Genomic DNA, 25,451 nt, shown 5'->3' on the forward strand with positions numbered 1-25,451 from the left:
TCCCTTCTTGGAGCATGTAACACGCCTCCTCTCACCTTCGTATTGTTTGTTTGTACTATTTGGATACGGCCTCTATATATTGATTATCAAAAACCTCCTTAACCTGGATTTTCTTGCGAATGGTTTTCTGTTCGAATTGAAAATCAGCCGTTTTCTGCTGCTCAGCTATAATTTCGTCTGTTACAGGTATGTTGATGGATCTGGAGCGGTCAAAGGTCCCCTGGATCACTTCCTGGGGAACACCCCGCTCGTCAGCATATCGCTTAAGTGCCTCTGCTTCATTCTCCTTCTCCCAAGCTAGCGTCTGGTTCAGCACTTTAAGATAGAGCGTGACGAGATCCGGGTATTGCTCGGCAAAATCCTTCCGGACAATATTGAAAGATGGGGACAGAACGCCAAGCTGCTCACCATCGGCCAGCACTTTGCCTTTCCCTGTCAATGTATTCAAGGTTATATAAGGGTCCCAAGTGGCCCATGCTTCTACTCCGCCCGATTCAAACGCAGGCTGAGCTTCATCAGGCTGAAGCTGAATAATCTCAATGTCAGACACCTTGACCCCCGCGTCTGCCAATCCCCGGTAAAGAAAGTTAAACGCGTTGCTTCCCTTCGTTACGGCTACCTTCTTGCCTTTCAGATCACTCAGAGACTGCGCCGTACTGTCAGGCGGCACAATAATGGCCACATTCTTCTGACCATGCAAGCTTTGGGAAATCACCTTAAATGGAATATCTGCCGCCTGGGCCGCGATAATCGGCATATTCCCTAAACCCGCAAAATCGAGACGATTCGACGCCATCGCTTCCGTCATCGGCGGTCCGCTCTGAAACTCTGCCCACTCCACCTTGACACCCAGCTTGCCAAACTCCTCCTCAAACCACCCTTCCTCCCGGGCCTTGCCAAACAAACCTCCGCTTCCCTGTACGCCGAGCCTGACAATCAGATCTCCATACTGGCCGTCCGCTCCCTTCTCCACGGCACGAGTCTTGGATTGACTATCTGTGCTTGCACATCCGGAAGCCAGTACAGAAATGATGAATAGTAGAATAAACACGACTTTCTTGTTCATTGGTCTCATGATTAGCTCTCTCCCCTGTTATCTATCGTTCTGCCCGTTCAATATCGAATCGTCATGGATATTAAATGCCCGCACCTGTATCGAACTCCGGCTCTTCTACTTTCTCGAATTCACGCAGTACTTTGGTCCGCAGCTCTTGAAAAGATGATCCCGTCCGCTTGCGTGGAAAAGGCAAATCGATTGGCAGGATGGAACGAATATGGCCAGGTCTGGGGTTCATAATGACCACGCGCTCGCCGAGGAATACCGCCTCATCCAGATCATGGGTAACAAAGAGCATGGTCGTGCGGTTGTTTTGCCATATATCCAGCAGGACCTCTTGCATATGGGAACGTGTGAAGGCATCAAGCGCACCGAACGGCTCATCCAGCAGCAGCACATCCGGATTCCGCAGCAGCGCTCGGGCAATTGCTACCCGCTGGGCCATTCCTCCGGACAGTTCTCGGGGATAGGCCTTCTCAAAGCCTTGAAGCCGAACAAGCTCGATGAATTCATCCACTTTTTTGCGTACAGCTGCCTGCTTCAACGACAAATTTCCGGCGATATTCTTCTCCACGGTCAGCCAAGGAAACAGTCGCGGCTCTTGAAAAATGAACCCCTTCTCAATGCTTGGACCCGATACAGGTTTATCATTCAGCAGGACATTCCCCTCATACGAGGTATCGAGGCCCGCCACGATTTTGAGCAAGGTGCTCTTTCCGCATCCACTCGGTCCGATCAATGTAATGAATTCCCCTTTTCGAACCCGAAGATCAATCCCTTTCAATGCCATGACATTTCCTGTTGGGGCTTGGAAAATCTTGTTGACCTGCTCAATGATCAATGTATCCGCAGACATTCCGCTCACCATCCCATACATTAATTATTCTTACCTGATTACTTGGTTAAAAGAGTACAAGAAAAACGTCTAGCGACGTAATTTCCCAGAACCGGATAATAGCGAAACGCTTTCTTATGAGATAAGGCGACAAGCCTCTTCAAATACATGCATATGCTTATCTCAATAAAAAAGGAGATATTACGCTTGTCTAAGTACTTCCAATAGCTCGTACTTGTTCACAGGCGCGATATCTCCAGTTATCTGGTCGATTATCTTGGTATTCATTTGGTATGCCGTTATATTACAACTGCTGATAAAGGTTGTCAAACCTTTTTTCGTTCCGGACTCACTCCCCTGCATGTCAGAATATGTTCATACCTGCCAATAGACACCGGCGCCCAATAATGCGACAATATACTCTGCATGTCATACGATATATAATGTAAAAAAAGTGTTTCTACGCAACACCCGCACGCTTATGCTTCAAGTCGCATTTATCAGGAAAGGAACGAAAGCATGGCTCAATTATTTTTCAAACACGGTTCTATGAACAGTGGTAAATCGATCGAGATTCTAAAAGTTGCTCACAATTACGAAGAACAGAACAAACCTGTGCTTCTCTTCACATCCGCCATTGATGACAGGGATGCCGTCGGTTATGTATCCTCACGCATCGGTCTGCGCCGGGAAGCGATACCCGTTACGGAAAGCACCGATATCTACGGCATCGTGAAGGACCATCAGCCTAAGCCATACTGCGTTCTGGTGGATGAATGCCAATTCCTTACCAAGGATAGCATCCTTCAGCTCGTTCGGATTGTAGATGAGCTTGACGTGCCTGTGATGGGCTTCGGGCTGAAGAATGATTTCCGCAACGAGCTGTTTGAAGGCAGCCGCTGGATGCTGATTTACGCCGATAAAATCGAGGAAATGAAAACGATCTGCTGGTTCTGTGAGCGGAAAGCTATCATGAACCTTCGGGTCATTGATGGGAAGCCCGTATATGACGGCGAGCAGATACTGATTGGCGGGAACGACACCTACTTCCCTGTCTGCCGGAAATGCCATACCAATCCCCCATTATCATAGGACGTTGTATTCAATCCATCATTCAAACTTAAGGAGCAGGATGATCCATGCCTATTGTCAGACCATTATTGACCGATCAGGATTTTCAGGAAGTAATGGAGCAGCAGATCCGTATCCGCATATTCAAGGACAATCATCTGATCGATTCCGGGAGTCTCGTTATTCGGTTTACCGACGACACCATCATTACGCAGTCCAGTGTCAGTTCGCTCGGTTATCATAAACGGGATGCATGCGAATTTTTCGAAGTACGGAAGTAATGGAGCGATTGCCTGAGCGCTTGTCCGAGCAGACCTTGATCTTAAGTCTCTCCCATAGCTTCAGGCAATCAAATCTCCTCCCCCTCCCCAATAAAAAAACGGTCTTCTGCAGAAAAAATCTGCAAAAAACCGCTGATCATCCATCCATAACTGCTGTAACGTCTTCTAGTGAATATCGGCCTTCGCCATACTTCCACCAAGCACGTCCGCTACATTCTGAATCGAAATAAACGCATTCTTGTCAATCTCCTGCACTACGGTCTTCAGCTTCGCAATCTCAAGCCTTGTCACAACGCAATATATCATTTGCGTGTCCTCTTGAGAGTACCCGCCCTTTGCATATATCATGGTGGTGCTGCGGCCCAGACGCTGCACGATCGCACTTGAGATTTCTTCGTATTCATTGGATATAATCGTAACGGATTTGGACTCGTCCAAGCCCTCTACCACAATATCCATCACTTTTGCCGCTATATAGTAAGAGAAGATTGAATACATGGCTGAATCTGCACCGAACACAAACCCTGCCGTGATGAAAATAAAGACGTTGATGATCATGATGATCTGTCCGACTGGCATTCGCAGCTTTTTGGACAGCAGAATGGCCACGATCTCCGTCCCGTCAAGAGCCCCCCCATAACGGATAACAAGGCCTACTCCAAGACCCAGAATCAGCCCACCGAACAGTACCGCCAGAATTTTCTCGTTCGTAAACGGTTCTACATGATGAAGGAATGTTGTCGCGAGCGACAGCACTACGATCCCGTACAAGGTCGAGAACGCAAACGTTTTGCCTATCTGCTTGTAACCGATAAACAGAAACGGCAAGTTGATGATGAAGAGGAACACACCGAGTTTGATAGGTGTAATCGATGATAATACGATAGAAATACCGGTAATACCACCGTCGATAATTTCGTTTGGCACGAGGAATATCTCAAGCGCCACGGCCATCAGGATAGCCCCGATCGTAATAAAGATGAACCTTTTTAGAATCTCGCCGACTGTCATTTTTTTGTGATGTTTGACCATGCCATTCTCCTTTTGTATCTTTTTTCACACGATAATACCTGTCGAAGAACCATTGTATTAAAAAATTGATCGGCATGTCAATATTGACACAGTAATACGCACGGAACTTTAGGGCATTATCAGCTCATCGATACACAAGGATTGCAGATGCTGATCGATGATCTTCTCGATCTTATCCTGCGTGAGCTGCTGCGGTCTCATGATATGGTGAATCGCCAATCCATCAACCAATGCGTATATTCGCTCCTTCTCATATTCAAGATCCAGCTCCGGTTTAGCAAGCTTATGGGTGACCAGGGAATCGATGACGAAATGACATGCTTTCGTTAAACCATCATACATCTCATCGTTTATCTTCCGTAATTCGGGATAGATGAGCGCTTTGGCAACAAACGACATCCATACCTCCATTTCCATCGTTCTATCCTCATCCATCGGAAGAAATTGCATCAGCACCAGCTTCATATCCGAGAACACTGGCCCCTTCAATGATAAGGACGTTAAGCGTTTCTCAATCCGTTCAATAATGAGGTTCATGCAGAAGGCCAGCAGCTCAGCCTGACTTGAGAAATAATGCCGCATGGAGCCTACGGACAAGCCGGCCTCTTCCGCAATATTACGTACCGTCGCTTTTTCCAGTCCACCCTTCTGAATAACCCGCAGAGCCGCTTCGGCAACCCATTCTCTTTGTTTATCATGATCTACTATTTTTGGCATACCTCCATTATACACCTCCAACTTTTTTTAATACAGCGTACTATAATCAAGCATTAATCTCTCTTCAGCTGGAGCCAGATACTCCTAAAAATGGGTTTCCTCTGTGGAACACCTTGATAGAAAAAATACTATACATATTAATGGTACAAGAGAAACGAACACCGCATCGTGTTCCAGGAGAGGAGAGATCTGGTCATTCGTACATCAACTGAATTGAGTACTCATCATGGAATATCCCGGATATTCCGTGATCAAGAAGGCCGATTGAATTTGTTCTGGCGTATCGCCTTCGGCTGGCTGGCATTTGTAATAGGGCTCGGACTTGCCGTAGTCGTTGCCACGGCCGCAGGCACTTACGGCATTCCCACACTCGGTCTGCAAATCCTCCTTGCCGTTGTAACGACTAGCGTTACAGTGCCGCTGATTTATCTGCTTAGGCGTTATGCGGACCGGCGTCCATGGAGCGGGCTTGGTCTAAGCTCACCGCCATCGGGGCTTCGTTATTTCCTTCTCGGCATTGGCTTTCTGGCACTTGTTACGGCAGTGGCCCTGCTGCTGGGAAGCGCCTTCGGATGGCTCCGGGTTGTCGCTCTCCATTTACCGGCAGTTACTCTGCTCGTCATGCTCATCAACATTCCCATTGCCTTTTTCTATGAAGCCTTTCCTGAAGAACTCACCTTCCGGGGGTATTTGTTCCGTAATTTAAACACCCGTTATCCGCGCTGGCTTGCGCTAATCCTCCAGGTCTTCTTATTCGTTCTTGCACCCATCGCCGTAACTGGATTCATGGTGGCGGCAGGACTGGGTACTTGGGATCTGATTACGGTACAGTATATCGTTAATTCAATCGCTTTTGGCACGGTACTGCAGCTGCTCCGTATCGTATCCAACAATCTGTGGATAAATATCGGCTTTCACCTGGCTTGGCTTGAGATGGTCCGATACGTTGTCGTGCCTTCCGAATATGCCATCGTCGAGATCGAATACGTATCCATCTGGGGCAATTATATGGTAACGATAGGTTCCGTCATCATCGGGATCATTGTACTCTTTATTTGGTCCCTGCGGGGCAGGCACAGAGTCGACTGGAGCCGAATAGAACCGGATTAATCAAACATGAAGCAGATAAGCTCAAACTCAACCGAAATCGGAAGAGTTTGAGCTTCTTTTGTAGCAGGACAACTGCGATTTATAATATAGCTTCCGGTTATGCTATAATGTAATTCATCTGTAATCGACCAGAAATTACATAATTTTACCCTAGGCAGGGAGAGGATTCACTCATCATGTTGGAATGGCTTCAGAACGTATGGACCCATATGAAAGATATTGATATGGATCAAGTGCAGGGATGGCTTCAGCAGTACTCCCAGCTGGGACCCATCCCGGGCATATTGCTTCCATTTATAGAGGCGTTTCTTCCCATCCTGCCGCTTATCGTGCTGGTGATGGGGAATTCCGCTGCTTATGGCTTATGGTGGGGATTCTTCCTGTCATGGATTGGCGTCTGCCTTGGATCCATTACGGTGTTTTGGATTGTTCGCAAGCTGGGAGGCAAGCTCGGCCTGCTTATCCAAAAAAGAATGCCGGGATCTCAGCGTTTTTTCCATTGGATTGAGGAGAAGGGATTTACCCCCATCTTCATGCTGTACTGCTTTCCCTTCACCCCGTCCTCGCTGATTAACATCGCCTCTGGCATCAGCACGGTATCGGCAACAACGTTCACGATAGCCGTAATGGCGGGAAAGTCCGTTATGATCTTTATGGTCGCTTTCATCGGACATGACTGGAGAGCGTTCGTTGAGCAGCCCTGGCGCATTCTCATCGCCGCTTTGGTACTGTGGCTACTGTGGCTGGCCGGCAAGAAGATGGAGAACCGCTACCACCATGAAGACCAGCCTGACGGCGCGTCAAGCAATAAGAATACGAAGCCATAGTGGACTCATGACAAGACCCGCCCATCCCATAACAAGGACAGGCGGGTCTTGTCGTGAAGAAGCAAGCGTTCATCCCGTTATCTGATTACACTCCGTTGCTTCCCTCCGTGAATTCGGGATCTCCTGAATGAACCTGTCTGCCTGCAACAGAAGCAGGGCTGCCATATTTGAAAAGGCCGCCCTCATTCTATCCGTAAATCGTCCACTCATAAACTTCAGCTTTCTTCATTCACCCCTGCTTTGGAGGAATCCACCGCCTGAGACTCGCGCATCCGCTCCCGTTCGCGTTTAAGTGCAGGCTTCAGGTCGTCGTGGACACTTTTGTCCCACATGGATACACCCGATCGATAAGCGGCCCTTCCGTTCAGGTGACCTGCCACCGGTCCCGTAATGAACACGAATACGATACCCAGCAGCAGCTTAGCGCTGACATGCTCCAGGTAGAACGTGAAATACAGGAATGCACCTGCAAGGATCAAGAGGACGCCCAAGGTAGCGCTTTTCGTAGCTGCATGGGAACGCATGTAAACATCCGGCAGGCGAATCAGGCCGAACGCACTCAATGCACCGAGCAATGCACCGAGCAGCACTATGAGTGCAATGATAAACTCACCGATCTGACTCATCATTTGTGCGTTCAATGACATCACCCCTCTCAATATATCTCGCTAGTGCAGTTGTTCCGATGAAAGTCAAAATTCCAATTAACAGGATAATGTCGAAATAGACGGTTGTCCGAAAGAGCATGCACAGGACAGCAATCATGGATAACAGAATAATACCGATCGTATCCAGCGACATAATCCGGTCGTTCATCGATGGCCCCTTAATCAAACGGTACAAGCAGCCCAGTATCGCAAGAGACAGTATGACCAGCGAAGCAATCAGCATACTGTTGATCATGTGCGGGTCACCTCCTTAATCGCCCTTTCAAAGGTACCACGGATCTGGTTCGACAGCTCTTCAACATCCTCGATGTCCATCGCATGAATGTACAGCGTCTGTCCTTCACGCGACACCTCCAGTGTCAGTGTTCCCGGCGTCAGGCAGATCAGGCAGGACAGCACCGTGATCTCCCAGTCCGATTTCAGCTCGGTTGTATAGGCGAAGATGCCTGGACGTACGTTCAGCTTCGGCCGAATAATCTGACCGATGACGGTGATGCTCGATTTAAACAGCTCGCTTAGAAACAAGAGCAGCAGCAAGATGACCGACCACAGCTTGCGCAGATAGAAATCATTCGGCCAGAAGCGTCTCAACAAGTAAATCAGCAAGATTCCGATCAGATATCCGACAATAAACTGCTGAGGGGACCAGTTATTGTTCAGAAACATCCAGACAACGGCAATGATGATATTTAACAGGATTTGATGGCCCATATCCACTACTCCTTTAATACGGCATTAATATATAGTGATGGATCGGATAATACGGCGCCGGCTTGAGAGGTATAGGAATAAATCCACTCCGAGCCGACTCCAAGTACAATCACCATAACCGATAACCCGATAACGGCCGCATAAGCTGTCCGATGGATTCTGACCGGCTGCTGCGTATCACGCGGTCCAGGGACATCTCCCCAGAAAGCTCCCATGAACACCTTTATCAGGGAATACAATACAGCTAGACTTGATGCCAGGGCCAGTCCAGACAGCCAATAATGTCCCTCGCTCAGCCCGCCGCGGATAATAAGGACTTTTCCAAGAAAACCGCTGAGCGGCGGGATGCCAACCAGAGCAAGTGCAGCAATGAAGAACATCCATCCTACCAACGGATGACGCTTCATCAGACCGCCCATCTCACTCAGTTTATTCGTGCCAGCCGATGCTATGATGATGCCGCCCAGAATGAAGAGCAGTGCCTTCGCAATCATATCGTGCATCAAGTAGAATACGGCTCCATTCAAGGAATCGGAAGACGCGACTGCAACCCCAAAGGCAATGAAACCCACACTGATAATGATGTTATAATTCAGGATTCGTCCAAGATCCTTGTAGGCAACCGCGCCCAAGCTGCCTAGAATCATCGTGGCTGCGGCCATCCATCCGATGATGGCATGAATGCCGCCAATATCATGATAGAAGATCAAGGTAAAAGTACGGATAATCGCATATAACCCGACCTTTGTGAGCAGCGCACCGAACAAAGCGGTCACTGCCGCTGGAGGCGCACTGTAGGAGCCCGGCAGCCAGAAGAACAGGAACAAGCCTGCCTTCAGGGCAAATACGATCAGGAACAAAATGCCGATGACCGACAATACGCCATCCTGGTGCACTTCGGCCACGCGTTGGGACAGATGCGCCATATTCAACGTACCCACCGTACCATACAAGTAGGCAACGGCTGCAACAAACAGGGTGGATGAAATAATATTAATCAGCATGTACTTTAGGGTTTCTCTCAGCTGACGCTTCGTTCCGCCCAGCACAATCAGTGCATAGGAAGCGATCAGCATCACTTCGAAACAGACAAACAGGTTGAACAGATCCCCCGTCAGGAATGATCCGATTACGCCAGCAAGCAAAAATTGAAAAAAGGGATAGAAGTAGTGCTTCTCTCTCTCTTCCCCAATACTTCGAAACGCGTAGAACAGACAGCCTGCAGCCACAATCAGCGTTGTAAGAACCAGCAGTGCCGCGAGCATATCCGCAACAAACACAATCCCGTATGGTGGCAGCCATCCGCCCATATGAAGCGTCTGAATGCCTTCATGGTTCACTTGATTTACGATGAACAGAGCGACCAGTACGTTCATCACAACGCTGATGGCGCTAATCAAGCGCTGCGCGCAGACGTATTTGGAGCAGAAGATGAGAATTACGGCTGTAACCAGCGGAATGAGAAGCGGAAGAACGATTACATTATTCATCCTCCGTCCCCCTTAACTCTTCCATGTTATCAGTGCCGAGGCGTTGATACGCTTTATATGCCAATACGAAGAAGAACGATGTGACACCGAAGCTGATGACAATGGAAGTTAGAATTAAAGCTTGCGGAACCGGATCGACGTAAGCGGATGCCTTTTCGCCAAGCAGCGGTGCCGCTCCGGTCTTCAGCCGCGACATGGTGAGCAGAAGCAGGTGGACACCATGGGTCAGGAGCGATGTACCCAGAATAATCCGCAGCAAGCTTTTGGACAGAATCTGGTATATCCCAACGGCAAAAATAATCCCGATAGCAAGTGACATATAGAGTTCCATGGTCAGTTATCCCTCCCAATCGAATTGATGATGGTCATCGTTACGCCAACAACGGCTAAATATACGCCGAGGTCGAAGATAACGGCAGTAGCCAGCTCGGTTTCTCCAAGCAGTGGCAGGTTGAAATATCCGAAGGAATGACTTAAGAACGGTGCGCCAAAGGCAAATGAACCGATGCCCGTAAGCAGAGCAATGAGAAGTCCTGTCGCCATAACCTTCCGGAACTCGAAGGGCACGATTTTCCGGGTCATGTCCATGCCGAAAGCCATCGACAACAGAACCAGTGCCGCGGAAGTCATCAATCCTCCAACAAACCCTCCGCCAGGCTCATGATGTCCAGAGTTGAACAGGAACCATGAGAAGGTTACCACGATAAAGATGACAACTTTGGAAACAGTCCGCAGAATGACGTCGTTGCTGTTGGGCAGATACACACCTTCGTAGCGATCCCGCTCGCCTAGAATGCCTTCACCCAAATCGACTTTGATCAAGGCGTAGATTCCAAGGGAAGCAATGCCCAGAACCGTAATTTCAAGCAGGGTATCGAAACCGCGGAAGTCCACCAGAATGACATTGACGATATTTTTACCGCCCGCGGAGTTGTAGCTCTCTTTAATGAAATAGTCCGCAATCGATTCAAAGGCCCTGCCGCTGCTGGCAGCGAGTGCAATCAAGGTAACCACGGCCCCGACGCCGACCGATATGAGCAGATTTCTCCACTTCAGGCTCATCGGAACCTTTTCCCGCTTCAGCTTCGGCAAATGATAGAAACAGAGCAGGAACAGCATGACGGATACCGTCTCTACAACCATCTGCGTTAGCGCAAGGTCCGGCGCACGGAACAGGACAAAGAACAAGGTAACCATGTAGCCGGCAGCACCGGTTAATATGATCGCCATCAGTCGTGTACGGACGAACGGAAGCGCAATGACCGGAATGACCAAGCCCAGAATCGCAACTGCCTCATAAAAAGACATTGGCGCGTATGCAGACATATCAATCCCGATATTGTCTATCAGCAGCAGCCCTCCGCCAAGAACGGCAATAAAGAATACAAAGATATACATGACGTAATGACGGATTGAACCTGTCATGTAAGTCGAGGTCAGCGACTTGCCGCCTCTTTCGAGGACGCGCAATCCACCGTCATACAGACGGTTTAATGTGATTCGCTTACTCAACGGACGGTTCAGCACGCTCACGCTGCCATGAAGTTTATAGAGAACGGTACCCAGAACAATAATGCCGATTGTCATATAAATTTCCGCAGTCCAGCCGTGCCACATCTCGATCTTCACGTGGAAGCGGTCGCCTCCTGCCAGCAGCCCCGGATGAATGGCAGCCATAGCCGGTTCAATAAGGGAGTAGGACAACAAATTCGGAAACAGACCGAAGACGATGGCCAGCGAAGCCAGAATTACTGGAGGAATCAGCATCCCCAGCGGTGCTTCATGCGGCTTCTTCTCCAGCTTCTCAGGCTGGAATTTTCCGGTGAAGGTTCTGAATACCAGAATCATGCTGTACAGGAACGTAAACACGCTGGCTATCCATGCCACAACAGGGATCAGCACACCCCACGTATCTGCATTCCAGAAATTCATATGAGATGCCTGCAGCACGGCGGTGAAGAACATTTCTTTACTCAGGAATCCGTTAAACGGAGGCAGTCCGGCCATGGAAAAAGCTCCAATGACAGCCACCGTGAACGTAATCGGCATGAGTGACATGAGACCGCCGAGCTTCCGCAGATCCCTGGTGCCCGTCTCATGATCCACGATGCCGACCACCATAAACAAAGCGCCCTTGAATATCGCATGGTTGATCAGGTGGAAGATGGCTGCTGTGGTCGCTTTCGTATAGAGCAGCGTGTCCACGCCTCCTCCATAATAAGCAGCCGCAGAACCCAGTCCGAGCAAACTCATGATGAGCCCCAGTTGGCTGATCGTAGAGAATGCAAGCAATGCCTTCAGATCCGTCTGCTTGATCGCGCGAATTGAAGCATAGATCAACGTGGTCAAGCCTGTAATCGCAATGATCCAGAACCAAGCGGCCTGACCGGCAAATACCGGACTAAAGCGGGCAACCAGATAGATTCCCGCCTTGACCATCGTGGCCGAGTGCAGATAAGCACTGACCGGAGTCGGCGCTTCCATGGCATCCGGCAGCCAGATATGAAATGGAAACTGCGCGGATTTGGTGAAGGCGCCCAGCAGAATCAGGATCATGGCTGGAATAAACAGCGCTTCGCCGCTGATGCTTCCCACATTCGCCACAATCTCGCGGACACTGAAGGTGCCTGTCATGGTATACAACATAATGAATCCAGCAAACATGGCTAGGCCACCGAATACGGTGATCAGCATGGATTTCAATGCCCCGTACCGGGAACGGTCGCGATGGTGCCAGAATGCAATCAGCAAGAATGACGAAATGCTGGTCAGCTCCCAGAAGCCGTACAACACCATCAGGTTATCGGAGAGCACCACGCCCAGCATGGCCCCCATGAACAGAAGCAGATACACATAAAATCTGTGCACGGCTTCCTTCTTTTTGTCCATATAGAAGATAGAATACAATACCACAAGCGAGCCAATACCCGATATTAAGAGTGCAAATATCAAACTTAACCCGTCCAAGTAGACCGTAAAGTTAATTCCAAGGCTTGGAATCCATTCCAGAACGGCCTGAACTTGTTCACCTCCCTGAATGGTTGGGATAAGACCCAAAAAGTAGGCAAACAGGATAACCGGTACCGGCAGAATCACCCATCCGGTATGAACACGGCCTATGAGCTTGTAGGTCAGCATAACCACAAGCGCTACAATAAAAGGTGCCAGAACGGCGATGTGCAGCAAAGACAAAGTCTACTCCTCCTATAGTCCGAATTTTCCTTACATTAGTATTTCCCCATTAATTTAGGAATAAGTCCAAAAAAACACAAAAAGAGCCCGCTGATGGCAGGCTCCTCCGGGTAAAACCTTATGGTATTTTTTCGAATCACACTGAAAATCAGTATATCTTGTGAGCAAAACTTTGTCAAAGGTTATGTTGGAATGAAATGTGATCAATCAGGAAATCACTGTATATAAAGGAGTGGTTCCCATGATAATCAAAAAAACATTGGTTTGCGCTATCATTTTTGTCGTTATTTTAGCTGCAGCCATCCTAACCGATAGTCGTACACGATCACGCTATCAACCGGACAACACGTCTTATATACAAAGGTATCAAATGCAGGATTTCCAAGAGGAATCCCGATGGTTCTCGCCTAGAGAATATATAAAAATCATTCGGAAATCGCCGGAATCCGGACCGGATCAGCCATAGTCCTTGTCCTGTGGCTGTCTATCCGTGAAACTGAATTTCACTGTTTTCTTTGCTTCGCTTTTTTCTCCGGATCAGCCACGATATGATCATGATGACGGCGAGACCAGCAACTACAGCTGCCACATAGTAACCGTAACGGTTAATCATCAGTCCTATGTGATCAACCACCTGATCCCCAACAAACATCCCCAGAGAAAAATAACCGATGGTCCATACCAAGGACGCGGAATAGGAGAACATCGCAAATCTTCGATAGGGCATCCCCTTCATGCCTACCGCATAGGGAGTTACGTTGCGCAATATCGGTAAGAAAGCGCTGATGCAGATCGCATAGTTGCCGTATTGGTGAGTCAGTCGTTCGGATACATTAAGAAACTCGCGAATTTTCGATTTTTCCCCAACGCGGTTTAACAGTTTGCTTGCGGTAAACCGACTGAGCATAAATCCTACCGTCGAGCCTGAGCATACCCCGAGAAAAGTCATAAAAAAAGACGGTACCGGTGATAAAATCTCGGATGCCGCTAACGCTCCACCGGTCATGGCCACGACTTCATTAGGCACAGGAAGGCCGACCAATCCAAGGCATAATACAAGAAATAGCGCATAATGCCCGATCTGTTCAATAAAATCTAATAGCGTATCCACGCCTTGGCCCCCTAATCCGTCCCTTAAAATATATAACCAGTTTATATGCAAGCGCCGCATTCGCACACGTGCTGCAGACGAGGATATGCACTGGACCTGAGACTAGGATCAGTCCATCACGATCTCTTATAGATTTTTAAAAGCTGCAATAAAAGACTGCGGATCATCCTTCACCGTGTAAGAGTACACGCCTTGCTGGGTATGCAAATATAAAAAACCACCGCCGCCTCCCAGAGGGCGGTACGAGAGGTCAAACACCTGCTTAATCGGGAACTCGCGGTATTTCGTGACGATTCGATCCTCATACAAGAGCATCTCCCGGCCTTGCTCCTCGGTCCGTTGTTCGATGCCATCCACGACTCGGTTGATTTTGTAATAGGGCTGCATGGCTACACACTTCATAAGCTCCCTCCTTGCTGTCTGTGTCATCCTCGGTTCGAAGACTGCACTTCCCCTCTCTTCTTCCTGCGGTTCCTGATTCGTTCCATCAGCTCCAGGGCTCCAATGAATAGAACGAAAACTACGAATAACCCGATCGCCCGGCCTGGTTCAATCAGACCATATAAAGAAGCAGCGATGCCGGTAATCCCTACAATAATAATACCTAATACTGAAAGTTTCCAACCTGTTAACATATGTATGCTCCTATAATAAACATAATTGCCATTCATTAAATCGATAGCTTTAGGATTGTCCAAGTGTACATTTCCAGACACAGGGAATGTATCATAAAGGAGCCCCTACATTCAAGTTATAACGGAATCGGCAATTTCAATTGCCAAACACTCGTGACTTTTGCAATAATTTACTCAAGGAGAGAAACGATAAGCTGGCCTACGGAAACAAATAGACGGGAGGAATACTTATGAGCACATCCATTTGGATCCTGATCCTTTTGTTTATTTTGGTGGATATTTGGATTATTGCTTTTTTTGTCTTCAAGCGCTCGTTACGTAATCAAAATAGTCAACAGCCCTTTAAGGGCAATAAGCCTCGACGTGGAAAAATACCTGATCTGCCGCCCATCGTGAAAGCGGAAAGCCCTGCAAGTGAGCTTGCCGGCAGACTGGAAGCCGCCCTGCCTTATACCTATCAGAACACGCTGAAGCAGAGAGTGATGAGTGAGCACCCGGACATGTCAGAACCGGAATATGAATGGCGATGGCAAGAGCTGAAACGTTTCTTTATCCTGTGCGCTGTTCTGGATCGAGTCCCGATGTTCAGCAAAGACGTGGACGAAGTGTGGCATGAAATGCTGATGTATACATATGAGTATCAACAGTTCTCGGAGCGCTTTCTTGGCCGTATGCTTCATCACGCTCCCAACACCGGAAGCGAACATGTTCCCATCCCGAATGAACGGGCATGGTTTGACACGGTCTATGTCCAATTATTCGGCTGGCATGAATACAGCGCCAAGCTATGGGGAGCATTCTTCCGCGTCCCGCTGCCTCGCGAAGAACTGAAGGACTACGGTTCTGGCCATTTCGCCGTGGATCATGGTCAGAAGCGTTTTAACGCTTGGACTTATGAGAGCATGCCTGCGGCACGTACGGCGATTGATGCCGTCATTCATGATTTGCAGGATCGGATTAGAGCAGCCGAGGTGGAGCGGCCGCATGATCAGAAGCTGGTTAATTTCCGCAATAGCGATGTGCTGCTGGCGGCGGCCGTTTATTATGCGTGGAACGCACCCGAGCAATTCGCAGATCATATGATCCCTGATGAGCGGGAGCTTTATAAGAGCAGCAGCAGCTCCTCTTGCACCGCTGCTTCGGCTTGCGGGTCCGGCAGTGGCTCGGACTCCGGCAGCGGATCCTCCTGCAGCAGCGGTTCGTCCTGCGGCAGCAGTTGCGGAGGCGGCTGCAGCAGCTAATGTGAATCGGGGCCGCAGCAGGTGTGCCAGAGAGTTTATCAACTATATGTAGAACAGGGCCTGGAATAATTCCAGGCCCTGTTTATGTTATGGATGCGTTATTTCCCGCCGTCTACAATTTCACCTTTTCTTACCTTTACATCTCCCAGCCAGTTGATGTTAAGAGATTTCGTGCCGTCTCTAAACAGATCTGGATGATCCGACACTTGAAAATGCAGATGTGCCTCACTGGAATTGCCGGAATTGCCACACAACCCAATCCGATCACCCGATTCCACGTCCGTCCCCTCCAACACGCACACCGATCCCAGCTTAAGATGCGCATACAGGCTGTATTCATGGCTGCCATGATCGATGATGACATAATTTCCTGCAGGTTCGGTTTCGTTTACCACTCCGACGGGCACGTTATCCGCGATGTTGTTCTCAATGGCAATCACTTTACCGCTGGCACCTGCTAGAATTTCTTCTCCAAACGCGAAGTAACTTTCGTTCAAATCGGGATCCCCATGGTAGGTCATCCCTTCCTCCGTTCTCACAACATCGATGGCATACCGCTGGCTCGCCTCCACGTAATGATAATTGTCCATCACATGCTCGCCTCCCCAGAACACATACCATTTCCCCTTAAACGGCAATTTGAACGTTGTTGCCGAATAACGGCTATCCGATTCCGAAAATCTCTCAAGAGGCGATAACATGAATCCGACAATCATGCCCGCTTCATCGATCATAGCTTGGATTCCTTTTGTCCCGCTGTCATCCATCCAGTGAATCATTCGAAGTTTGTTCATCGTGTTGTCCAGAACGAGATGGAACGCACTCACTCCAGCCGTATATTCCTTGGACATCGCTTCGAATTGTTCCACCGTTACAAGTGCTCGCAATTCCTCCTCAAAAAGCTCATACAGCACGCGATGTTCCCCATCAAGCATTAATTTCGGAGCATCTACCATATTCAAGTCCTCCTCCATATGTATACGGGTCCACTATGACCCAAGTATACCTGATGAGATTTATCTTGATCGAAACAGAAGCTTAACTTTAGCTAAACTTTCTTCTGCAGCGAAAATTCAATGATCAATGATTTCATATTCCATATAAAAAGCACCTGTAACCATCCTTCGACGGTTCAGGTGCTCCTATTCACGATGTGACTTGGCCATATTATCCATTGGACGAGAGAATCATGCCGGAACGGGTCTGCGGCCCGACTTTGCGGATTGAAATCTGATTTTGTTCGGCCCAGCGTGTCAGCTCCCGAATTCCTTCGCAATTCTTCTCTTCAAATTTAAAACAGCAGTACATAGGGGGTACGCTCTTATCCTTGAGAATGAATTGAAAAGCGGCCTTGTGACATCCGGAAACCTTAATCTCACGAATCTGACCGGCATGAACTTCAACACCATTAATTGTAATCGTATCGGAATTCCCGTCAATCTGGACTTCACGCTTTACCAAACGTGCATAAGCTTCAATTCCTAATGCCGCAACAATAACGACATTCACAACCATCTGCATATAGAATAGGACAGGATACGAATATTCCGTCAGAGTCGCAACTTGAAACATCATGATGCTAATTACCAGAGCAAATAAAATAATGTCTTTCATTCTTGTAGAATAGTGAATTGCGAATTTCATAATCATCAGCTCCGTTCGTTCTGTAAGGGTTTTCATTTTCTTCTTTCCTTATTATAACACCATTGTACATAATTTTGACACATATCATTCACATTTCTGTCAAAAAAATATTTGCTTCGCTCCATATTCTATGCTTATTCGAATGGCGCAGTGTCGTCCATGGTCTAGCCAACCGCATAACTACTCGGTGATGATCAGAACCTGTCCCCAGTGAATGCGGAAAAAGTGGGTATGAGCGATTGGTTCCTATGGCATCTCTTAACAACAAAAAAAGAGCATCCCGCCAGATCCAAAATCTGTTGGGATACCCTTTGTTTCAACCTGTTGTCTTTACTTGGTTAACGCCGTATTTCCTTCCTTTCTCCGAAACCGTTTCATCACGACAGATACGGTATCAATAAGGGCGATGACCACAATAATGTAAATGAGGCCGTCCCTGGATCGATCCCAAATTAACTTTACGGTCTCATACGATCCATCTCCCGTTGTTACAAGTCCTGATTGAACGAGCTGATCCATGAATATCGGATTCCAAATCGTCATATCGGAGAACAGGATCACCGCAACGATAACGGAAGCAATGTTAAATATAACATGCATGACGGCAAGCTGCGGCGTCCACTTTCTTGTGATTAATTTCCTGGCTTCATTGAATATGCTGAAGGCGGTAAGAAGCCATATCAGCGGCAAATACTTGGCGAAGGCAGCCTGTTCAAACACCGGAATGGCGATCGAGTGTTCAGCAAATCGATGAACACCGATCAAGTTAATGGAAAACGTGTTAATGGAAAACGTGAACAGGACGAAGAACAGCACGGAAAAGAGGATGCCAAGCACCGGCTCGCTCGGTTTAATCCGGGTGGCTGGTTCTGGAATTGCAGGCAATTCCGAGGGTTTCCATGGATCATTGGAGACTTGGCGAGCCCCGCGGTATTCGATAAAGGCAAAAATAACGGTTACCCAGGCAAATCCGTGGATTCCTACGCTAAGCAGCGAGACAAGGTATTCCAGCAGCTTCTCGGCAGTGGGTTCCGTGCTTATAAAGAAATTAACGATGTAGACGATCCCAAGAGCAACGGCTATCGAATACAGAACAATCCTTAGGACGGACCAATAGCTGTCAATCAAACCAGGACCAATGAGATACCTTTCCCTTCCTCTGTATCTGGCTGCCATTTCCACGGGGGGGCCGAGCTCAAGCAGCACCTGCTCCACTTCTTCCAAACTAGCGGTCTCCCTGTCGGCTCCCCGGTCTTCCAGCATGTCTTCGACGAGTCCTTGAAGCTCCTTCTCAATATCCGCCCGCTGCGATTCGGGCAGCTTCTGGGTCACCGCATAAATATACCTGTTAATCAGATCCATCACTTTAGTCCCCCTTGTCATTTATAAGTCCCTCCAGACTTGTCATCATATCTTTCCATTCATGGTAGAGCTGCCGATATATATCCTTGCCTGTCTGACTTATGATGTAATATTTCCTCGGCCGGGCTTCATTTGTATCCCACTCGCTGTTAAGCAAGCCTTGTTTCTCCAGCCGTCGCAGCAACGGGTAGAGCGTACCCGCTTCCACGTTGATCCCCCTCTCCTGCAATATGGTCACTAATGAATAACCATACTGCGGCTCGGACAACTGACTGAGAACACCAAGGATGATCGTACCACGCCGAAGCTCCTGCACCATACTGTTTAAAATGTCCTGATCCTCTGGCATATCATCATCTCCTGGAAAAGATTATACTGTATATCACACACTAATGTAAATAAAACATTAATGATTATTTAAAATTATTTTTAGATGTCCTTATGTTAACTACTGCCAAGTTTGATGACTTACCAAATTCGGCCAATTGCTTGTACGCAAAAAAAGGTTATCCTACAGCCGTGACGGACCGTAAGATAACCTTCTCTATTTATGCTCAACCCATTACAGGGATACTGTGGATGTTCACGTCAGGGAACCTGGTATACCAACATTATCGTTCATTGGCAGCTACATGTTCATATCTTGCCTACCTTATCTCGTTTTTCTGGGAAATCCGTTCTGATACTGTGTCGGAATTGCCGTCTCCTTCTGCAGGACAGCTGCAGCCTCCAATGCCCAGTAAGGGTTCCGAAGCATTCCTCTTCCAACGGCAACGAGATCTGCTTCTTCATTGCCAACGACCGCATTCGCCAGTGCAGGTTCATCCAGACGGCCAACAGCTATGACCGGTACTTGCAGCGCTTCTTTAATTTGTCTGGCAAGCGGAACTTGGTATGCCACATGTGTGCCCGGTCTGCCTTCGGCCGCAATCGGTCCCTCGCCGCCTGCGCTGATATGGAACATGTCGACACCGGCAGCCTGATATTCTTTGGCGAAAGCAATGCTCTCCTGAATGCCGTAACCGCCTGTCACGTATTCTCTTGCAGAGATTCGCATGATTAATGGCATATCTGCCGGCATTTCACTTTTTGCGGCTTGAATGACTTCTTTACCAAACTTCGTTAAATCCTGTCCGTACTCATCGTTTCTTTGGTTCGTTAACGGGGAGTGGAACTGATGAATCAGATAACCATGTGCACCATGAAGCTCAATCGCATCAAATCCCGCCTTCACCGCACGGCGTACAGCCAGACGGAACTTCTCCACCATCTGCTGAACTTCTTCAGTTGAAAGAGCTCTTGGCGTTTTGGAATTCTCGTCAAACGGAATAGCCGATGGAGCCACAGGTGTCTCCGCATCCTCTGCTTTCCGGCCGGCATGTGCAATTTGGATCGCTGCCTTCGCACCATGCTGGTGAACAGCATCAACGATGCGAGCCAAAGCCGGGATATGATCATCCGACCATAAACCGAGGTCATAATCGGAAATCCGTCCATCCGGTTCGACGTCCGTCATTTCAACGATAACAAGTCCCGCTCCGCCAATCGCACGGCTGGTATAGTGCAAGTAATGCCAATCCGTCGCGATTCCGTCCTTGTTTGTTACGGAGTATTGGCACATCGGCGGCATGACCACCCGATTTTTCAATTCTAAAGATTTCAGTTTGTATGGGCTGAATAAATGTTCCATTGTAACACGCTCCCTCTATTCAAAAAGATTGATTCGCAAACTTATTAATGCATGCGCATGCATCTAAAATAACAAAATAAGAACCATCCGTCAATAAGGAGACTGAAAAATGGTCACGCCTGCACCTGTTTTAATACATCCTGAAGTCCATGCTTCAGCTTAGGCGCAGAGAATTGCTGCTCCAATACCCCTTGGACAGTAGCTTTCGCTTTTTGCAGCTTCTCTTCACCGATATGAGTTAGCGATGTATAGATCCCTCTTCTGTCATCCTCACAGATGGCTCTCTGCATCGCACCGCAGCTTTTGGCTTCAAAACGGCTGACGAGTCTCGATATCGCACTTTGACTAAGGCCCACCATGGTTTGCAGCTGCTGAAGGCGCAGTTTTTTCTCAGGCGACTCCGATAGAAATAACATCACATAAAATTCATTCAACGTTAAATCATGCTTTTGCTGCAAGGTTTGTTCCAGCTCATGGGTAATCATCGCCTGAACCTGCGTTAAAGATAGCCAACTGGTTATAAGAGTATGCGTTTGTTCTGTTGACATAAGGTCTCCACCTGTTCTAGGTATATTTCCATCAGATGATCCACTCTGCCACCATCCAACGGCTCACTATTAGTTATTAATAATAACAACTCCCCCTTTGGGACGTCAAACCTATCATTCGTTAAATCGTTCCGCCAACAACCAACATGCCAGTCTATAACCCTCAAGAGAGAGCTTCAACTGACACGCTGTAACGGACTTTTTTCTCTAAAAGAGACTAAACAATCTCCTGCGGTTCCTTATCCAACAGTCCCAGCATTTGAAGGCCGTGCTTGATCCCGTCCTGAGCAACATCCCGGGTCACGTATCTTGCTGCCTGTTTTACAATCTCCGGCGCATTCCCCATTGCTACACCGTGACCCACGTACGACAGCATCTCCAGATCATTCAGATAATCGCCAAAGGCGATAGTATCCTCTAATTGGATACCAAGCATATCAATCAATGGTTTGATTCCTTGGGCTTTTGAACCTCCCGCAGGAAGAACATCGATTCCATAAGGCCCCCAACGCACAAAATCAAACTGTCCCTCGAAACTTTTCGCATAAGCCGATTCCTCTTCCTCCGTACAGAAGACAATGGCCTGATAGATATCTCTGCCCAGATAATATTCCGGATCATATTCCGGGATTGTAAGTTTGAGCTCTCCCCAGCTGGAATCGATATGAACATGCTCGGTTACGTTCATCTTCATCGCTTCGCTGCCGGCATAGATAATCGGATGGTCAAGAAGAACAGCCTGTTCCGTAAGCTGCTGCAAGGAATCCTGCGCTAATGGATTGCCGTAGATCGGTTTGCCTTCATGCACCACATACTGGCCATTCAAACAGACATACGAATCGATACCCAGTTCCTCACGCAGTTCTTCAAAATGATACGGAGCACGCCCTGTTGCAATGGCAACGATGTGTCCGGCTTCCTGTAGTTGGCGAATGGACTCCCGTGTCGTTGCAGGTACCTTCTTCTCATGATCCAGCAGGGTTCCATCAATATCAAAAAAAATCATTCTCTTCATCAATAATACTCGCCTCTCTTCCGTATACTCAAGCTTGTAACTACATTGTAAATGATGAAAAGCATTTCAGAGCAAGCATTTTTTTAGCTTATCCTCCGGGTATTTGTGTTTCATTCGTCAGCCAAGATTTTCTTATGCAGCGTACAAAAAAAGCCCGCGTGTTAAGGCGGACTTTCCTTATGGCTTTAATTTGCTTCCGAGTGAACCTCTTCCAGCATTTTATCATTGAATCCGAACATCCAGGTCAGTACAAATGCAATCGCCATCGCCGTTACATTGCACAAAATGTAAAGTGGAAGCTGGCTGTTCAAGTATAACAGCGTGCCCGGGATAACGGTAATTGCCATGCCTGTGGCCTCAAGCTGAAAGATGGAAGCCATGAAACCGCCCACACCGCCACCGATCAAGCCGATAACAAACGGTCTGACGTAACGGAGGTTGACCCCGAAGATTGCAGGTTCGGAGATTCCCAGCAAGGCCGAGAATGCGGATGGCAGGGATAATGCCTTGAGCTTTTTATTTCTCGTTTTGAGTCCGACAGCCAGACAAGCTGCACCTTGAGCTGCCATCGCACTGGTCACGATCGCATTAAACGGATTGCTTCCTGTCTTCTCAAGCAGCTGAATTTCCAGGAAGTTGAATATATGATGCACGCCGGTAACCACAATAATCTGGTTGAAGAAACCGATGACCAGACCCGCGATACCGAACGGCAGCTCCAGCAAGAAGGTTGTTGCGTTCAGCACGACCTCTTCCAGGGAATGGAATACGGGACCGATCGCGAACAGGCCAAGCGTAATCATAACAAGCAAGGTTAAAAATGGCGTAACGATCAGATCGATGGCGTCAGGAATGCGTTTTCGCAAAAATCTCTCGAATCTCGCGCCCAGCAGTCCAATGAAGAATGCCGGCAGGACCGAGCCCTGATACCCGACGACCGGAATGAAATCAAAGATCATGAGTGCCTCAGCCGAACCGTTGGCGACGCTGTACGCATTGGGAAGAGCCGGGTTAACCAGCATCAATCCCAGGACGATACCGAGCACGGGGCTTCCTCCGAACACTCTGAATGCGGACCATGCCACCAAGGCTGGCAAAAAAGCGAAAGCCGTATCCGTCAGTACCTGGGTGAAGAGCAGGAAATTAGCCGAGATATCATCCGGTGTCGCACCGAACCAGGCAAGCACGGTATCCTGGGTCAGCAAGCCCCGTAATCCCATGAACAAGCCAGTGGCGACCAGTACAGGGATAATCGGCACAAACACGTCACCGAATGTGCGAATCGCCCGCTGAAACGGATTCCCCGACTTTTTCGCCTGAGATTTCAATTCTTCCTTGCTTGTGCTCTCCATTCCAAGGGATTCGACCGCTTCAAAAATCTGATTGACGGTTCCTGTTCCGAAAATGACCTGGTATTGCCCGGAGTTGAAAAAAGCTCCCTTAACCTTATCGATCTGCTCAACCTTCTTCTGGTCAATCTTCTTCTGATCATAAACCATGATTCTCAGTCTGGTTGCACAATGGGCAAAGGAAGCGATGTTCTCCCTGCCGCCAATGGCTTCCACTACCTGCCTTGCGATTTCCCGATTATCCGCTGCCATGTTCATACATCCCCTTCTTTATCTTTTACGGCTTCGGTCAGATCCCATTTCGCGACCTTCAAGCCGGCACTGCCGTTCTGTACAAAAAATCGAATATTTCGGCTCTCGCACTTCGGAAAAATCCGGCTTGTAAACACCTCTTCGCCATCGTTGATGAACAGCTCGACCGAAGAGATGTCCACAAACAGATGAAATTTGATCGAATTTCTTTCGGTTGGCAGCTTACAGGATCGAACCGTTCCGTAATCACTGACAATCGATGCTCCCGAAGAAGAGCGATCCAGCGTAACCTTCCGTTTGCCGGATTCATATCGAATAACGGTTCGTTCCCCTTCGCCAGCCCGAAATTCAATGCCAACAACGTCCGCTTCGATTGCTTGGAACTCGCATATCATCTCGAATGCGGTCCCTTGCACCCCCTTGTAACTCTTCACTTCGCTGTGAAGCGTATCCGCTGCCTCTGCGACCTTGTCGCGGAGCACCTGAAGCTCGGGGACCGGCTGTTGATTCAACCTGCCTTCACGGAACGTAAGCATACGAGGAAGCGTCAAACAATGGGCCCAGCCATGCGAGTCGGTGGGATACCCGATATCCGGCAAACCCATCCAGCCCACCATGATGCGCCGGTCTTTCTCATCCAGCATGGTCTGCGGCGCGTAGAAATCAAAACCTCTGTCCAGCTCGCAAAAGGAGCCGTGATCCAACTCCAGCGTATCCCTCTTCAGCGGTTTACCTGAAATATAGCCGGATTGATATATGTTTTGAAAATGGTCATCCTCCGGAAGCAGCCCTTGGGGTGAAAACAGCAGCACCCCTTGGCCTTCCAGTTCAAAATAGTCAGGGCATTCCCACATATAGCCGAAATGCTCAAGACGGGTTTGAATCTCCCCTTTGAATTCCCAAGACAGCAAATCCGAAGATTCGTAGATGACTGCCGAACCGGTCTGATCAACCCTTTGGGCGCCGATGACGAACCGGTATTTGTCTTGGTCTTTCCATACTTTCGGATCCCGGAAGTGTTCGGTATATCCGTCCGGCACATGATCGATCAGCGGCTTATCAAGCTTCGTGATCGATCCGTCGCGGTCCATCACAGCCATGCATTGATAAGATTGCCTGTTCCATTCCTCGTCCCGGGCATTACCGGTATATAACAGATACAGTTTGTTGTCTTTCACGATCCCGCTGCCTGAATATGCGCCATAAGCATCAAACAGCTGCCCTGGTTCAATGGCGATGCCTTTGTTATGCCAATGCACCAGATCCTTCGAGGAAGTATGATACCAATATTTCAAGCCATGAAACGTCCCCAAAGGAAACCATTGATAAAACAAGTGATATTCCCCGTTATAATAAGAAAATCCGTTGGGATCATTCATCAACCCCATGACGGGCTGTATGTGAAACGTCTGTCTCCATTCGCTTCGTCTCGCCTGCCTCCTTAATGAAGCAATCTCTTCGGGAGAAGCCTGATCCAGGCGGCGGTATTTCAGTTCTCTGTCCATATCTCTTCTCCTTATAAATGGGCTAACTAAAGAATCAAACAGACGTGCTGCACGTGTACGTGAACAAAACCAATCATAGTGGAACCGGTTCCAATCAAGTGTAAAAAT

The 25,451-nt window shown here is 48.3% G+C and carries 27 protein-coding genes; 5 read left to right on the top strand and 22 right to left on the bottom strand.

Features of this window, described 5'->3' with window-relative positions:
* Window positions 1-55 precede the first annotated feature (55 nt).
* Together PGL02S_RS01850 and PGL02S_RS01855 are read right to left on the bottom strand one after the other, a co-directional pair.
* Entirely contained in the window at window positions 56-1,075 is a 1,020-nt protein-coding gene (locus PGL02S_RS01850) for an aliphatic sulfonate ABC transporter substrate-binding protein (RefSeq protein WP_006210967.1), read from the bottom strand.
* A 61-nt stretch (window positions 1,076-1,136) separates the two neighbouring features.
* Window positions 1,137-1,913, bottom strand: a complete 777-nt coding sequence (locus PGL02S_RS01855; RefSeq protein ID WP_006210968.1) for an ABC transporter ATP-binding protein — start codon at window positions 1,911-1,913, stop codon at window positions 1,137-1,139.
* Window positions 1,914-2,411: 498 nt separating this feature from the next.
* On the opposite strand from PGL02S_RS01855, the gene PGL02S_RS01860 reads away from it, so the two are divergent.
* Window positions 2,412-2,984, top strand: coding sequence for a thymidine kinase (locus PGL02S_RS01860; RefSeq protein WP_006210969.1), 573 nt, complete (start codon window positions 2,412-2,414; stop codon window positions 2,982-2,984).
* A gap of 47 nt (window positions 2,985-3,031) precedes the next feature.
* Complete coding sequence (locus PGL02S_RS01865) at window positions 3,032-3,244, top strand: hypothetical protein (protein WP_006210970.1); 213 nt, start codon at window positions 3,032-3,034, stop codon at window positions 3,242-3,244.
* A 165-nt stretch (window positions 3,245-3,409) separates the two neighbouring features.
* On the opposite strand, the gene PGL02S_RS01870 is transcribed toward PGL02S_RS01865, so the two are convergent.
* Window positions 3,410-4,276, bottom strand: a complete 867-nt coding sequence (locus PGL02S_RS01870; protein ID WP_006210971.1) for a YitT family protein — start codon at window positions 4,274-4,276, stop codon at window positions 3,410-3,412.
* Window positions 4,277-4,384: 108 nt separating this feature from the next.
* Window positions 4,385-4,993 (bottom strand): TetR/AcrR family transcriptional regulator, encoded by a 609-nt coding sequence (locus PGL02S_RS01875; RefSeq protein WP_006210972.1) that lies wholly within the window; start codon window positions 4,991-4,993, stop codon window positions 4,385-4,387.
* Between the two features lie 213 nt (window positions 4,994-5,206).
* Between PGL02S_RS01875 and PGL02S_RS01880 the strand changes: the two genes are divergently transcribed.
* Both PGL02S_RS01880 and PGL02S_RS01885 read left to right on the top strand, forming a co-directional pair.
* Window positions 5,207-6,103, top strand: coding sequence for a CPBP family intramembrane glutamic endopeptidase (locus PGL02S_RS01880; RefSeq protein ID WP_244892276.1), 897 nt, complete (start codon window positions 5,207-5,209; stop codon window positions 6,101-6,103).
* 176 nt (window positions 6,104-6,279) lie between these two features.
* Window positions 6,280-6,930 carry a TVP38/TMEM64 family protein gene (locus PGL02S_RS01885; protein ID WP_006210974.1) on the top strand — a complete coding sequence of 217 codons (651 nt, stop codon included), beginning with the start codon at window positions 6,280-6,282 and terminating at the stop codon, window positions 6,928-6,930.
* 215 nt (window positions 6,931-7,145) lie between these two features.
* Here the strand turns inward: PGL02S_RS01885 and mnhG are convergent, their stop codons facing one another.
* The 9 genes from mnhG to PGL02S_RS01935 all read right to left on the bottom strand — a co-directional run bounded on the left by mnhG (window position 7,146) and on the right by PGL02S_RS01935 (window position 14,737).
* Window positions 7,146-7,556, bottom strand: a complete 411-nt coding sequence (gene mnhG, locus PGL02S_RS01890) for a monovalent cation/H(+) antiporter subunit G (protein WP_036637160.1) — start codon at window positions 7,554-7,556, stop codon at window positions 7,146-7,148.
* Window positions 7,540-7,833, bottom strand: coding sequence for a Na(+)/H(+) antiporter subunit F1 (locus PGL02S_RS01895; RefSeq protein WP_006210979.1), 294 nt, complete (start codon window positions 7,831-7,833; stop codon window positions 7,540-7,542). Before PGL02S_RS01895 ends, mnhG begins: the two co-directional genes overlap by 17 nt.
* Complete coding sequence (locus tag PGL02S_RS01900; protein ID WP_006210980.1) at window positions 7,830-8,309, bottom strand: Na+/H+ antiporter subunit E; 480 nt, start codon at window positions 8,307-8,309, stop codon at window positions 7,830-7,832. The genes PGL02S_RS01895 and PGL02S_RS01900 overlap by 4 nt, the downstream gene beginning before the upstream one ends.
* 5 nt (window positions 8,310-8,314) lie before the next feature.
* The gene (locus tag PGL02S_RS01905; protein ID WP_036637157.1) at window positions 8,315-9,799 is read right to left on the bottom strand and encodes a Na+/H+ antiporter subunit D; all 1,485 of its coding nucleotides are present in this window, start codon (window positions 9,797-9,799) and stop codon (window positions 8,315-8,317) included.
* The gene (locus tag PGL02S_RS01910; protein WP_006210982.1) at window positions 9,792-10,130 is read right to left on the bottom strand and encodes a Na(+)/H(+) antiporter subunit C; all 339 of its coding nucleotides are present in this window, start codon (window positions 10,128-10,130) and stop codon (window positions 9,792-9,794) included. Before PGL02S_RS01910 ends, PGL02S_RS01905 begins: the two co-directional genes overlap by 8 nt.
* Window positions 10,131-10,132: 2 nt before the next feature.
* Entirely contained in the window at window positions 10,133-12,991 is a 2,859-nt protein-coding gene (locus PGL02S_RS01915; RefSeq protein ID WP_036637154.1) for a Na+/H+ antiporter subunit A, read from the bottom strand.
* A 484-nt stretch (window positions 12,992-13,475) separates the two neighbouring features.
* Window positions 13,476-14,102 (bottom strand): DedA family protein, encoded by a 627-nt coding sequence (locus PGL02S_RS01925; RefSeq protein ID WP_006210985.1) that lies wholly within the window; start codon window positions 14,100-14,102, stop codon window positions 13,476-13,478.
* Between the two features lie 126 nt (window positions 14,103-14,228).
* Window positions 14,229-14,504: a hypothetical protein gene (locus PGL02S_RS01930; protein WP_036637151.1), complete on the bottom strand. Its 276-nt coding sequence runs from the start codon at window positions 14,502-14,504 to the stop codon at window positions 14,229-14,231.
* A gap of 23 nt (window positions 14,505-14,527) precedes the next feature.
* Entirely contained in the window at window positions 14,528-14,737 is a 210-nt protein-coding gene (locus PGL02S_RS01935) for a hypothetical protein (RefSeq protein ID WP_036637149.1), read from the bottom strand.
* A gap of 230 nt (window positions 14,738-14,967) precedes the next feature.
* On the opposite strand from PGL02S_RS01935, the gene PGL02S_RS01940 reads away from it, so the two are divergent.
* The gene (locus PGL02S_RS01940; protein ID WP_036637147.1) at window positions 14,968-15,978 is read left to right on the top strand and encodes a glycine-rich domain-containing protein; all 1,011 of its coding nucleotides are present in this window, start codon (window positions 14,968-14,970) and stop codon (window positions 15,976-15,978) included.
* Between the two features lie 98 nt (window positions 15,979-16,076).
* On the opposite strand, the gene PGL02S_RS01945 is transcribed toward PGL02S_RS01940, so the two are convergent.
* The 9 genes from PGL02S_RS01945 to PGL02S_RS01985 all read right to left on the bottom strand — a co-directional run bounded on the left by PGL02S_RS01945 (window position 16,077) and on the right by PGL02S_RS01985 (window position 25,343).
* Window positions 16,077-16,934 (bottom strand): M23 family metallopeptidase, encoded by an 858-nt coding sequence (locus PGL02S_RS01945; RefSeq protein WP_036637145.1) that lies wholly within the window; start codon window positions 16,932-16,934, stop codon window positions 16,077-16,079.
* Window positions 16,935-17,145: 211 nt separating this feature from the next.
* Window positions 17,146-17,658, bottom strand: a complete 513-nt coding sequence (locus tag PGL02S_RS01950; protein WP_006210990.1) for a hypothetical protein — start codon at window positions 17,656-17,658, stop codon at window positions 17,146-17,148.
* A gap of 294 nt (window positions 17,659-17,952) precedes the next feature.
* Window positions 17,953-18,984: a hypothetical protein gene (locus PGL02S_RS01955; RefSeq protein WP_036637143.1), complete on the bottom strand. Its 1,032-nt coding sequence runs from the start codon at window positions 18,982-18,984 to the stop codon at window positions 17,953-17,955.
* A gap of 4 nt (window positions 18,985-18,988) precedes the next feature.
* The gene (locus tag PGL02S_RS01960) at window positions 18,989-19,333 is read right to left on the bottom strand and encodes a PadR family transcriptional regulator (RefSeq protein ID WP_006210992.1); all 345 of its coding nucleotides are present in this window, start codon (window positions 19,331-19,333) and stop codon (window positions 18,989-18,991) included.
* A 303-nt stretch (window positions 19,334-19,636) separates the two neighbouring features.
* A complete protein-coding gene (locus PGL02S_RS01965; protein ID WP_036637140.1) occupies window positions 19,637-20,674 on the bottom strand; it encodes an NADH:flavin oxidoreductase/NADH oxidase in 1,038 nt (345 codons plus the stop codon).
* A 113-nt stretch (window positions 20,675-20,787) separates the two neighbouring features.
* Window positions 20,788-21,222 carry a MarR family winged helix-turn-helix transcriptional regulator gene (locus tag PGL02S_RS01970; protein ID WP_051449086.1) on the bottom strand — a complete coding sequence of 145 codons (435 nt, stop codon included), beginning with the start codon at window positions 21,220-21,222 and terminating at the stop codon, window positions 20,788-20,790.
* 217 nt (window positions 21,223-21,439) lie between these two features.
* A complete protein-coding gene (locus PGL02S_RS01975; RefSeq protein ID WP_036637137.1) occupies window positions 21,440-22,240 on the bottom strand; it encodes a Cof-type HAD-IIB family hydrolase in 801 nt (266 codons plus the stop codon).
* A 182-nt stretch (window positions 22,241-22,422) separates the two neighbouring features.
* Window positions 22,423-23,844 (bottom strand): sucrose-specific PTS transporter subunit IIBC, encoded by a 1,422-nt coding sequence (locus PGL02S_RS01980; RefSeq protein ID WP_036637134.1) that lies wholly within the window; start codon window positions 23,842-23,844, stop codon window positions 22,423-22,425.
* Complete coding sequence (locus PGL02S_RS01985) at window positions 23,841-25,343, bottom strand: glycoside hydrolase family 32 protein (protein ID WP_036637131.1); 1,503 nt, start codon at window positions 25,341-25,343, stop codon at window positions 23,841-23,843. The genes PGL02S_RS01980 and PGL02S_RS01985 overlap by 4 nt, the downstream gene beginning before the upstream one ends.
* Between the last annotated feature and the right edge of the window lie 108 nt (window positions 25,344-25,451).

Source organism: Paenibacillus glucanolyticus NBRC 15330 (assembly GCF_004000885.1).
Lineage (GTDB): Bacteria > Bacillota > Bacilli > Paenibacillales > Paenibacillaceae > Paenibacillus_AQ > Paenibacillus_AQ glucanolyticus.